The following is a 12,816-nucleotide window of genomic DNA, read 5'->3' as shown; positions in this document are numbered from 1 at the left end:
CTATTATACAATTTAATATAAATCCAAGTTTACCAATTTCAAAGCTTGAATATTTTTTTCTAATAAGCATAGTTATAATGTCCGTACCACCTGTTGAACCATTTCTTAAAAACACAAGTCCGTAACCAGCACCACAAAGTACACCACCATATATACAATAAAGTAATATGTCATCTACTTTAATTAATGCAGAAAGAGGTTTAGTTATAATAAGTGCAAGTGATAATGAAACCATACCTATTGCAGAATAAAGGGTAAATGATTTACTAAGCTGTTTGTAACTTATTAAGAATAAAGGTAAATTAATAATAAATACAACAATACCAGCTTGTACGCCAGTTAAATATTGAAATATAAGTGCTACCCCTGTTGCTCCACCACTTAATAACTTTGCATGAGTTAAAAATAGATTAACTCCAAGTGAAGCTATAATACAGCCAATAAAAATAAGAATTACATCCAGTATAAAGGTTTTACTTTTTAGTAGTTTAATCATGATCTTCTCCTAAGTACCTGTAAAAATTTATATAATACCTTTGTTTATTATATATAAAATATTAAATAAAGTTAATGCGTAAAAAATAGTGGTTTTAGCTAGATTCAAGTGAATTTCATGAATACAAGGAATAACATCATTAAATTTATTAATACCTTTAAATATATAGCAATAGCTATACTAAGTAATTATATTTTATAGACATTAGTATAAGTATGAAGGATAATTATAATATAAAATAGAAAAAGAGAGGATATAATTATGTTTAGAATGAATTTGCCAGGTAATTTAAAGACGAAAAAGATAATATTAGCTGTACTTATAGTAGTGTGTATAGGTATATTAATAAAGGTTTCAATAGATAATAAAGATAAAAGTAAAGATAGTAATATAAATACAAATGTAGAGACAAAGTTAGAAAGCAAATAATAAAAGTGTAACAAATCAAATTTTTAGGATTCATTACACTTTCATTAAGAAATTAAAATATATTAAGGTTTTAAAATTAATACTTGTATTAAAGCTCTATAGTATCAAAGATACTTTTAGAAAGATTCATTAGTATAATAGAAGCTATTAAATTATATATAATAACGCCAGCATATATTGCATAGTGACCTAAAAAGCTAAGTTTTATTCCTATAAAAGCACCTATTAATATTGCAGGAGCTATATATACAAATATACTAAAGAACATAACTAAAGATTTGGTAACTTGATTAGAAACCCTATCAAATATTTTATAGTTAAATACTCCACCATAAGTAGTTAAAAATCCAAAGGATATATAAGTTATTATACATAGAATTATTTCTATAGGGTTTGTTCTAAGAAGTGCACCAATCAACAGGAATACAATAACTCCATCTATAGATACTTTTATAATAGATGTTAGAGTTGAGTAAAATAACTTTCTTACACTACTATCAGGTATGAGAAAGATAGTGGGAGTATTGAATTCTAATGACCATTTAGAAGCAGAAACAGATAATACTAAGATATATACTATTATACAAAGAAAAATAAAGATATCACCTTTAACTACCTTTGCAAAGAATATTGCACCTAATATTAGAATTAAAGTCATTAAATTTAAAAAATAAAATCCAGTTTTCTTATATTCAAGTAATTGTCTTCTAAAGATAGCTTTAGAAAATTCAGATGAATAATTATCTGTTATATTTTTTCTAGTCCAGGGCTTATACTTAAATTTACTATAATCTAATTGTTTAACATCATATCCACTATTTTTATAGCTCATTGCAGCTTCTCGTGTTTCAGCTGAAGATAATACATCTTCATAGAAATCTAAGTTAAGTTTACACAATACAATTACAAAGAGAGAAGAAGAGGCAATCAAGCCTATAATAGATAATAGCATTGAAATTGAGAAACCACTAAAAATAGATTCACCAATCATCTTGCAAAAGCCTACTAAGGGAACAAGATTCCAAAAATTATCATTAGATAAATTTAAAATTGAATTAAATAAGTTTCCTCTTTGCTTATAAATAGTTAAAGCAAAATAAACAAAAACTAAAATTATGATAGATATAAATATATTTTTAGCTATTTGCTTTCCTTTGGGGAAGTGAGTGAATATTCCATAAATCATAAGTGACAGTGCACTAGTAGTAATGGATATTAATATAATCAGCATAAATAATATAAAGATTCCTTGCGCAGTAATTCCAAATTTATCAATTAACATAGGAATCTGAAAAATTAAGAAAAGTCCAAATATAAATACATATCCAATTTCTTTTAAAAAGCCATAAAGTAAAACTTTAGTTGGACTTATCTCAGAAGTAAAGATTAAATTAACGTCAGCCATAGAATAAGAAAAGCTCTTTCTAGTTATACCAGAATATATGGAAATCAAAATCAGTAATAAAGAAACGATAGTAACTATTCCAGTAAATATTTTGGAGTCAGTAAAGGTAGTATTTTTTTCTCCTAAAAATACAGATGAGAAAGAAAACCCTAAAATAATTATAAAAAATATATAGGGTATCACTTTTGATGGCTTGGACTTAAAACTCTTAAAGTAGTTTATAAAGTTTCGTTTAGCTAAGTATAAAAATGGACTCATTAAATATCACCTTCTATACTAATATTTTCTTTTTTAGATTCAGTGTATTTAAAGAATATATCTTCTAAACTTTCACCACTTTCCATAAGCTCTTCTTCAAGCTCATTTTTAGTTTTATCTAAAACAATTTCTCCAAGCTTCATAAGAAGAACTCTATCCCATAACTCTTCAACTGATGAGAGAAGGTGGGTGCTTATTAAAATAGTAGTTCCGTTATCTTTTAGTTTTAATATTAGATTTTTGAGTTCTTTAATAGCCTTAGGGTCAAGGCCTATCATAGGTTCATCAAGTAACAGAAGTTTTGGATTAGTTATAAGTGCAATACAAAGACTAACTTTTTGTTGCATACCTTTTGATAATTCAGATCCTAATTTATCTAGTTTATCCTCAAGATCGAAAAGATCAAATAAATAATTGGCATAATTCTCATAATCCTTAATACCATAGGCTCTTGCAATAAAATGTATATGTTCCCTTATAGTTAGAAGAGGATATAATCCAGGAAGTTCTGGAACATATGAAAAGTACTTTTTACCTTTAGGACTTTTATTAAATTCACCATTTATAAGTATTTCACCATCATACCTTAAAAGTCCCGCAATAGATTTGATAGTAGTAGATTTACCTGCACCGTTTGGGCCTGCAAGTACGCATACTTCACCAGGTTTTATATTGAAGCTTATATCTTTTACTACAGGGATTTTTTTAAAGGATTTTGTTAGATTAGTAATTTTAAGCATTAAGATTAGTCCCCCTTTTTACAAAATTTATATAACTATATAATACATTATTCAATATTTCCTGTAAATTCATTAATAGTATAATTAAGTTAACATTAAGCTTAATAATTTCGTAACAAAGGTAGATGCTTTTTCTACTGATTTACGATAATATAATTATAAGGAAAGGAGTGTCTAGGATTATGTTTAATATTTTAGTCGTAGATGACGAAAAAGAAATAAGAGATGCGATAAATATTTACTTAAGAGGTGAGAACTTAAGAGTATTTAATGCGAGTAATGGAATAGAAGCTCTAGAGATATTAGAAGAAAAAAATATTCATCTTATAGTGCTTGATATAATGATGCCAAAGATGGATGGAATAAAAACATGTCTAAAGGTTAGGGAGAATAACAATATTCCTATAATAATGCTTTCAGCAAAAGGGGAAGATTCAGATAAAATTCTAGGATTAAATGTAGGAGCGGATGATTATATAACAAAACCATTCAATCATTTAGAACTTGTGGCAAGGGTTAAGTCACAGCTTAGAAGATATGAAAGTCCATTATCTATGGAAAATAAAGATTTTATAAAGGTAAAAGATTTAGAGATAGATACAGTTGCAAAAAGTGTTACAGTTAGAGATGAAGAAATAAAAGTTACAGCAACAGAATATAAGATACTTGTACTTTTAGCGTCAAACCTTGGAAGAGTATTTTCAATTAAAGAAATATACGAAAAGGTTTGGGAAGAGCCATTTTATAAAAGTGAAAACACAGTAACTGTCCACATAAGAAGAATAAGAGAAAAAATTGAGATTAATACTAAAGAGCCTGAGTATATAAAGGTGGTATGGGGAATTGGATATAAGATTGAAAAATAAGATGAAAAAATATTTCAATAATATATGGCTTATAGAGATAGTAATAGTTGTTATAATAACAATGATATGTATAGATATATCAGTAAAATATATAAATAGTCCACAAGCTAAAGATGGAACGGGAGTAATGGAAGCTGTCTTTGATAAGGATGCATTTTATAAGAATTCATTAAAAAATGGAAGTAAATTATTAAGTGAAGATATCTATAAGAGAACCAATGGTTTAAATAAATTTTTATATTCAACAGAAAATGAAAAAGATGCACTTAGAAATAACATATATGATAATAGCTTTTATTCAAATAAAGGTGGATTACCTAAAAATATATATTTCGTAATAAGAAATAAATTTAATGATGATATATTTACTAATGATCCATTCTTTCAAGGTGTAAAGAAGATACAAGGTGAAAATCTTTATAAGGTAATTAATGAAAAATATAAAGGTGAGAATATTGTTACATATAGCTGTAATAATGTAAACATATATAATAAGGTTGTAGAGGACTCAAAATCAACCGATAATGATAATATAACATATTCAGAAAAAGTATTAAAAAACTTTGAGGAAATATATTATACACAACAAAATAATTATGCAGAGCTATTAAATGCCGATGTTAAAGAATTCTATCTTTTTATATCCATTCTCGTAATAGATATATTCTTAATATGTAAGATTATTTATGTATTCTTAAGTAAAAAAGGAAGAGTTGAATTAAGAGGAAATGTAATAAAAGATATAATATATATATTTAGACATGTATTTAAGTATAAAGGTCCAAGAAGAGCAATGTTAACAGCTATAGTAGTCAGTATTATATTCTATATAATATATTTGTATCTTTTAGCTTTAGGTGGAGATAAAAATAATATAATAGTAAATTTCTTTGGAGCATATCCATTTAAAGGGAGTTTACTTATAGTAGCATTACCTATGATAGGAGTAATGTATTCAATAAAAAGAAATATTGAAATTGGAATGGTTAAAGATGATGTAAAAATAATAAATGACGGTAACTTTGAACATTCAGTAAAAGAAATTGGTGGAATTGAAATCAGAGAGCTCATAGAAAATATAAACAGAATGAAAGAAGGATATAATGTTGCTGTAGATGAAGCGCTTCAAAATGAAAAATTAAAAACAGAACTTATATCTAATGTATCTCATGACTTAAAAACACCTCTTACATCAATAATTAATTATGTAAATATACTTCAGGATTCTAGGATATCAGAAGAAGAGAGAATGGATTATTTAAAGATATTAGAACAAAAATCGAATAAATTAAAAACTCTTATTGAAGATTTATTTGAAGTATCTAAAATAAACTCTGGAAGACTTCAACTTCATAAGGAAGAGATAGATATAGTATCTCTTATATATCAAGTAATAGGTGAGTATTCATCTCTTTATGAAGACAAAGGTATAGAATTTAAAGTAGAGTGTGATGAAGATGAGATTATAATGGACTTAGATGGAATAATGATATCTAGGGTTATAGAAAATATAGCAATAAATTCTCTAAAATATTCTTTAGAAGATACAAGAGTATATGCAAAAATAATAAAAGAGGATAATGGTGTATTAATCTCATTTAAGAATGTTGCAAATTATGAAATGGACTTTAATGAAACAGAAATGTTTGAAAGATTTGCAAGAGGAGATAAGTCAAGAACTTCATCCGTAGAAGGTTCTGGTCTTGGTCTTGCTATTACAAAGAGTATTGTTGAACTTCATGGTGGAACAACAAGGATAAAAAGAGAAGGAGATCTATTTAAAATTTATGTATTCCTTCCTTTTAACCCAAACATCATTAGTATAGATGAAAATATAAAAGAGGTATGATATAATTAATAGTAAATATTAGTTGATAATAATTAAAGGAGAGAGAATATGAGTTATTTATTTGTTGAATATCCAAAATGCACAACATGTAAGAAAGCAAAAAAGTGGTTAGAAGAAAATAACGTAAATTTTATAGATAGAGATATAAAGCTAGAAAATCCAACTAAAGAAGAATTAAAATCATGGCTTGATAAAAGTGGATTAGAAATAAAGAAATTCTTTAATACTAGTGGAGTTCTTTATAGAGAGCAAGGAATGAAAGATAAGGTGAAGGTTTTATCACAAGAGGAGCTTCTAGACATATTAGCTTCTGATGGAATGATGGTTAAAAGACCACTTATAATAGGTGAAGATAAAGTTCTTGTTGGCTTCAAAGAAGCAGAATGGGAAAGTAGTTTAAAATAAGGATATTAGAAGCCCGTTAATACGGGTTTCTTTTTTATTATAATAGAGAAATTTCAAGGTTATATTTGGGAGTTTGTATATAAAATACATGTTTTTACATATAATAAAGATAAGATTTAATGATTTTATAGGAGATGACTCTATGAATACAAGAACTGTAAAGATGATTATGAGTACTACAATTATAATTGTAGGGTTATTACTTTTAATAATTCATAATGAAAGAATAACATTTTTGTTTGCAGGAATGATAATAGCATTAGGAGCTGGATGCTTATATATAGAAAGTGAAGATTGGGAGGAGTAGACTATAAAATTTATAAAGTATAAACCATATAATGTATAAATAATTAATGTCTTATAGTTTGAGTTGTCAAAGGATAAAAGTTATTAAAAAAGAGAGATATTTAAAGCTTATTAGATAAAATTACGCAATAAGATACAATAGCAAGCTTTATAAAATTTTACACATTACTTTATAAAAACTATAATATATTAAGTCAATATATTGTGTTGGTTTGGTAAAAACACAATATTAATATACTACATATTGTTGGAGGGGACTTTGGTGGATAGAATACAGGAGCTTTGTGCATTAGGGTTAGAATCAATTAATGATTCTGAAACGTACACTATAGATAGATTAAAAGAAAAGTTAGATTTAATAATAAGACCTGGAATGAGTCATTTAGAGACAAGAGATTCATTAATTCAGGTTTCGTTACAACTTACTACAGATATGGAGCCAGATTGGCAATATGTAGCTTCTAAGTTACATGTGTATAAACTTTATGATGAAGTAAGAAAAAATAGGGGTTTAGATAATGAAGAGAATCCATATAATGATTTATATGGATTTATAGAAAGCTTAACAGAACAAAAGTTATACGGAGAATATATATTAGAAAATTACTCAAAAGAGGATATATATGAGCTGGAAAGAGAATTAAAACCAGAAAGAGATTTTCTATTCACATATAGCGGAATAAAATTATTAAGTGGAAGATATCTAGTTGAAAATTTCAATAGAAAAGTCTTAGAGTTACCACAGCAAATGTTTATGGGAATAGCAATGCATTTAGCTATACCTGAAAAGCCAGAGAGAAGAATATACTGGGCAAAGAGATTTTATGATGTTTTAAGTTCACTTAAAGCAACAATGGCAACTCCTACAATGGCTAATGCAAGAAAGCCTTTCTATCAATTAAGCTCATGTTTTATAGATACGGTAAATGATAGTTTAAAGGGAATATATAAATCACTTGATAACTTCTCAGAGGTATCAAAATTTGGCGGTGGAATGGGTATTTATATAGGTAAGATAAGAGCACTTGGATCACCGATAAGAGGATTTAAGGGAGCATCAGGCGGAGTAATACCATGGGTTAAATTATTTAATGATACAGCTATAGCTGTTGATCAATTAGGTGTTAGAAATGGCTCAGTTGCTATATGGCTTGATGCATGGCACAAAGATATCCCAGAGTTCCTTCAAGTAAGGACAAACAATGGGGATGATAGAAAGAAGGCACATGATGTATTCCCCGGTTTATGTTATCCAAATCTTTTCTGGAAGATGGCAGAAGAAGATATAGATGGTAACTGGTATATGATGTGTCCACATGAGATAAGACAGGTTAAAGGATATTCACTAGAAGATTTTTATGGGGATGAATGGGAAAAAAGATATTATGATTGTGTAAATGATGAAAGAATTGATAAGCGTGTTATGAAAGTAAAAGATATAGTACGTCTTATAATTAAGAGTGCAGCAGAAACTGGAACACCATTTGCATTCTATAGAGATGCTGCAAATAAGATGAATCCTAATAAACATACAGGAACTATATATTCATCAAATCTTTGCACAGAGATAATGCAAAATATGAGTCCAATGGATATACAAAAATCAGAGATAATAGATGAAGATGGCGAAAAAGTTGTTGTTGAAAAGACTAAGGCCGGAGATTTTGTTGTATGTAATCTTTCATCAGTTGTTCTTGGGAATGTTGATGTTACAAGAGAAGAAGAGATTGAATATGTAGTTGAAACTCAAATAAGAGCTATGGATAATGTTATTGATTTAAATTACTATTCAGTGCCATATGCAGAAGTAACTAACAAGAAATATAGAGGTGTAGGACTTGGAACATCTGGATATCATCATATGCTTGCTAATAATAGAGTACACTTTACAGCAGAAGAACATAAAGAATTTGCAGATAAAGTATATGAAAATATAAATTACTATGCAATAAAGGCAAGTATGAAGATTGCGAAAGAAAAAGGAAGTTATAGTGTATTTAAAGGATCAGATTGGGAAAATGGAGATTACTTTAAGATAAGAGAGTATAACTCAGATAGATGGAATGAACTTCAAGATGAAGTTAAAAAGTATGGAATGAGAAACGGATATCTTATGGCAATTGCACCAAATGGATCAACTGCAACGCTAGCTGGAACCTCAGAAGGGGTAGACCCTGTAATATCAAGATTCTGGCTTGAAGAAAAGAAAGGAAGCATAGTTCCAAAGACTGCGCCTAATCTTTCAGAAGAAACATATTGGTATTATAATTCTGCTTATAATATAGATCAAGAATGGTGTATAAAGATGAATGGAGTAAGACAGAGACATATTGATCAAGGGCAATCATTTAATCTTTATATAACAACAAATTATACGATGAGAGAAATAATGAATCTTTATATAGAAGCATGCAAATCAGGTGTGAAATCAATATATTATGTTAGAAGTAAATCACTTGAAGTTGGTGATTGTGAGAGCTGTTCTGCTTAGAATTTGGGAGGTACTACTACATGTTTGATATAAATAAAAAACCACTTTTTAATGAGTTTGGAGATACAGAGACTTCAAAAAAAAGAATGATAAATGGAAATACTACAAATCTTAATGATTTTAATAATATGAAATATACTTGGGTATCAGATTGGTACAGACAAGGTATGAATAATTTCTGGATACCAGAAGAAATAAATTTAGCACAAGACTTAAAGGATTATAAGAAATTAACAGAAGAAGAAAGAACAGCTTATGATAAGATACTTTCATTCTTAATATTCTTAGATTCAATACAAACAGCTAACCTTGGGAACATAAATAATTATATAACAGCAAGTGAGGTTAATCTTTGCTTAACAATACAGGCATTCCAAGAAGCTGTTCACTCACAAAGTTATAGTTATATGCTAGATACAATATGTTCACCAGAGAAGAGAAATGAAATTCTTTACCAATGGAAGGATGATAAGATACTTCTTGAAAGAAATAAATTTATAGGTGATCAATATAATACATTTGTAAATGAGCCAACAAGACATAACTTAATGAAGACAATAATGGCTAATTATATACTAGAAGGAATCTACTTCTATTCAGGATTTATGTTCTTCTATAACTTAGAGAGAAATGGTAAGATGCCAGGCTCAGCACAGGAAATAAGATATATAAATAGAGATGAAAATACTCATCTTTGGTTATTTAGAAGTATAATAAGAGAACTTCAAAAAGAGGAACCTGAAATGTTTACTGAAGAGCTAAAGGCTGAATTAATAGAAATGATGAAAACTGGAGTAGAAAACGAAATTGCATGGGGTCACTATGTAATAGGAGACAGTATACAAGGAATAAATAAAAAGCTTATTGAAGATTATATAAAGTATTTAGGTAATATGAGATTAAAAGCTATAGGACTAGATCCTTTATATGCTGGATATGATACTAATCCAGCAGAATGGGTTGATAGACAAGCGAATGCAAATTCAGTTAAGACAGACTTCTTTGAAGCTAAATCAACTGCATATGCAAAAGCAGCAACATTAATAGATGATTTATAAGAATTAATAGAACTATATAAAAATAGTTTCTTTATAGAAATGTAAATAAGTAAAATACGCATAATAGTTAAGCCTATTATGTGTATTTTTTTATTAAAGCAAAGTATTTTTTATTATAAAGATGTACTTATTATATATATCGTGTAAAAAGTATATGTAAATAGATACTCTTATTTCAAAACAGTGAAATTACAATTTTAAAATGATAAAATTATTAAAATGAAAAATATATCATTTATAAAAAGGAGTAAGAGAATATGAGTCAATTAAATTATAGGGAGACTTTAAGCAAAGAATTTAAAAGTTATAAAGGTGGACTTAGAGCATATAGAGATTATATTGTAAGTGATAATAGTGTGGAAGTGTATTTTTCATCAGTTAAGCTAGAGATAATCTATTTTAATGATTCTATAGTAAAGGTTTTCTTAGGGGAGAAAAATGAGAAATCAATAGAAACTAATGCAGTTATACTAAACTCAAATAATACTAGTATTAACTTAGATGTAGAAGAAGTGGGAAATGATATTGTAATAAAGGGTAGAAAGATAGTTACTATAATAAATAAATTAACTAGTGAAGTTAGATTTGAAGATATAGAAGGAAATGTTGTTTGTGAGGATTTTGAGCCTTCGTTTAGAGATGATGAAGGAACTATATATATATCAAAGATAAATGATTGTCATGCGTACTATGGACTCGGAGAAAAAGGTGGAGATTTAAATAAGAAGGGAAGCTATACAGAAAATTATAATACAGATGATCCTGAAACTGATGATAATTCAACAATGTATTATAAAACAATACCTTTTTATGTTGGGCTAAAAGATGAAAGTTGTTATGGTATATTCTTTGATAATAGTTTTAGAAGCTTTTTTGATATGGGAAAACAATATGGAGATAGAATATTCTTCGGAGCAAATGGTGGACAAATTCAATATTACTTTATCTTAGGAGAAGATATAAAGGAAGTTGTAGAAGAATATTCAAATTTAACAGGTAAAATGGACATGCCGCCATTATGGAGTCTAGGATATCAACAAAATAGATTTAGTTACTTTACTCAAGAGGAAGTCGATGAACTAGTAAAGACTTTTGAAGAAAAGGAGATACCACTAGATGTAGTTTATTTAGATATAGATTATATGGATGGCTTTAGAGTAATGACATTTAAATCACCACATTTTGATGATGCGGCTGGACTTATAAATAGAATAAAAGAAAAAGGAATAAAGACTATAACAATATTAGATCCAGGAGTTAAGGTAGATGAAGATTACGAAGTATATAAAAGGGGAAAAGAATTAGGACACTTTACTAAAAAACTAGATGGAGAGATATTTGTTGGTGCAGTATGGCCAGGGGATAGTGCTTTTCCTGATTTCTCTAATGAAGAATGTAGAAAGTGGTGGAAATCAGAGTTAAAGTCATTTATATCTAAATATAATATAGATGGTATATGGAATGATATGAATGAACCGTGTGTATTTAATAATGATCATAAGACTATGTTAGAGTCATGTATTCATAATAGTGACTATGGAACAATTGAACATAAAGGATTCCATAATAGATATGGACTTGAAATGAGTAGGTGTTCTCATGAGGCACAGAAGGAATTAGATAAGAATATAAGAGAATTCTCAATGACAAGAGCAACATATGCAGGTGGGCAAAGATATTCTTCAGTATGGACAGGAGATAATATGAGCCTTTGGAGTCAAATGCGAATGTCTATATCAATGAATGCTAATTTAGGTATAAGTGGATTCTCATTTGTAGGAAATGATGTAGGCGGATTTGGATTAGATGTAACAGAAGAATTATTTATAAGATGGATGCAACTTGGAACATTCCTACCTATATTTAGAAACCACTCAAATATGTATACAAGAAGACAAGAACCTTGGGCATTTGGACAAAAAACAGAAAATATATCAAAGGCTGCAATAAAGCTAAGATATGAATTACTACCATATATATATGACTTATTTTATAAATCGCATAAGAGAGGATTACCGGTATTTAGACCACTAGTTATGGAATATCCAAAGGATAAAAATGTTCAAAATATGAAAGAAGAATTTATGCTTGGAGATAAAATGTTAATTGCTCCAGTCCTTTGCGAAGGAGAAAGAAGTAAAATAGTATATCTGCCAGAGGGAAGATGGTACAACTATCATACAAATAAAAAATACGAAGGTAATAGAAGATATAAATTAGAATGCGAATTAGAAGATATATTAGTATTTGTGAAAGAAGGAAGCATAATACCTACTTACACAGAGAGTTACATGAATGTAGAAAATAGACCAAGCAATGTTGTATTTAAAGTATATGGAGAGGAAGCTAGTACACTACATTATTTTGATGATGGAAAGACTATGGAATATAAAGAGGGTAAATATAATTTATCTAAAATAAATTATGATAAAGAAAGTACAAGAATAGATTATATACATCAAGGTATAGAAGAAGAAGAGATGGAATTTATTTTTATAAAATAATATAGGAAA

Annotated in this window: 11 protein-coding genes; 8 read left to right on the top strand and 3 right to left on the bottom strand. The window is 28.1% G+C overall.

The window, feature by feature from the left end:
- Nucleotides 1-496 (bottom strand): YitT family protein (locus JOC62_RS12445; RefSeq protein ID WP_204595600.1); only part of this gene is annotated, 496 nt, incomplete at its 3' end.
- A 261-nt stretch (nucleotides 497-757) separates the two neighbouring features.
- Between JOC62_RS12445 and JOC62_RS12440 the strand changes: the two genes are divergently transcribed.
- Nucleotides 758-925 (top strand): hypothetical protein, encoded by a 168-nt coding sequence (locus JOC62_RS12440; RefSeq protein WP_204595599.1) that lies wholly within the window; start codon nucleotides 758-760, stop codon nucleotides 923-925.
- Nucleotides 926-1,013: 88 nt separating this feature from the next.
- Here JOC62_RS12440 and JOC62_RS12435 read toward each other — a convergent pair whose 3' ends face one another.
- Nucleotides 1,014-2,588, bottom strand: coding sequence for a putative ABC exporter domain-containing protein (locus tag JOC62_RS12435; RefSeq protein ID WP_204595598.1), 1,575 nt, complete (start codon nucleotides 2,586-2,588; stop codon nucleotides 1,014-1,016).
- Entirely contained in the window at nucleotides 2,588-3,328 is a 741-nt protein-coding gene (locus tag JOC62_RS12430) for an ABC transporter ATP-binding protein (protein WP_204595597.1), read from the bottom strand. Before JOC62_RS12430 ends, JOC62_RS12435 begins: the two co-directional genes overlap by 1 nt.
- Before the next feature lie 182 nt (nucleotides 3,329-3,510).
- On the opposite strand from JOC62_RS12430, the gene JOC62_RS12425 reads away from it, so the two are divergent.
- The 7 genes from JOC62_RS12425 (at nucleotide 3,511) to JOC62_RS12395 (ending at nucleotide 12,807) form a co-directional block, all read left to right on the top strand.
- Nucleotides 3,511-4,194 (top strand): response regulator transcription factor, encoded by a 684-nt coding sequence (locus JOC62_RS12425; protein ID WP_204595596.1) that lies wholly within the window; start codon nucleotides 3,511-3,513, stop codon nucleotides 4,192-4,194.
- Nucleotides 4,172-6,043: a sensor histidine kinase gene (locus JOC62_RS12420; RefSeq protein ID WP_204595595.1), complete on the top strand. Its 1,872-nt coding sequence runs from the start codon at nucleotides 4,172-4,174 to the stop codon at nucleotides 6,041-6,043. Before JOC62_RS12425 ends, JOC62_RS12420 begins: the two co-directional genes overlap by 23 nt.
- 48 nt (nucleotides 6,044-6,091) lie before the next feature.
- Nucleotides 6,092-6,448: a Spx/MgsR family RNA polymerase-binding regulatory protein gene (locus JOC62_RS12415; RefSeq protein WP_204595594.1), complete on the top strand. Its 357-nt coding sequence runs from the start codon at nucleotides 6,092-6,094 to the stop codon at nucleotides 6,446-6,448.
- Between the two features lie 142 nt (nucleotides 6,449-6,590).
- Nucleotides 6,591-6,755 carry a hypothetical protein gene (locus tag JOC62_RS12410; RefSeq protein WP_204595593.1) on the top strand — a complete coding sequence of 55 codons (165 nt, stop codon included), beginning with the start codon at nucleotides 6,591-6,593 and terminating at the stop codon, nucleotides 6,753-6,755.
- Nucleotides 6,756-7,025: 270 nt separating this feature from the next.
- Nucleotides 7,026-9,245 carry a ribonucleoside-diphosphate reductase subunit alpha gene (locus JOC62_RS12405; protein ID WP_423883028.1) on the top strand — a complete coding sequence of 740 codons (2,220 nt, stop codon included), beginning with the start codon at nucleotides 7,026-7,028 and terminating at the stop codon, nucleotides 9,243-9,245.
- A gap of 20 nt (nucleotides 9,246-9,265) precedes the next feature.
- Complete coding sequence (locus tag JOC62_RS12400; protein WP_204595591.1) at nucleotides 9,266-10,303, top strand: ribonucleotide-diphosphate reductase subunit beta; 1,038 nt, start codon at nucleotides 9,266-9,268, stop codon at nucleotides 10,301-10,303.
- A gap of 257 nt (nucleotides 10,304-10,560) precedes the next feature.
- On the top strand, nucleotides 10,561-12,807 hold the full coding sequence (locus JOC62_RS12395; protein WP_204595590.1) for a glycoside hydrolase family 31 protein: 2,247 nt from the start codon (nucleotides 10,561-10,563) through the stop codon (nucleotides 12,805-12,807).
- Nucleotides 12,808-12,816 lie beyond the last annotated feature (9 nt).

Source organism: Clostridium sardiniense (genome assembly GCF_016907995.1).
Lineage (GTDB): Bacteria > Bacillota > Clostridia > Clostridiales > Clostridiaceae > Clostridium > Clostridium sardiniense.
Note: the sequence above shows the minus strand (reverse complement) of the source record. Positions and strands in the feature narration are given on the sequence as shown.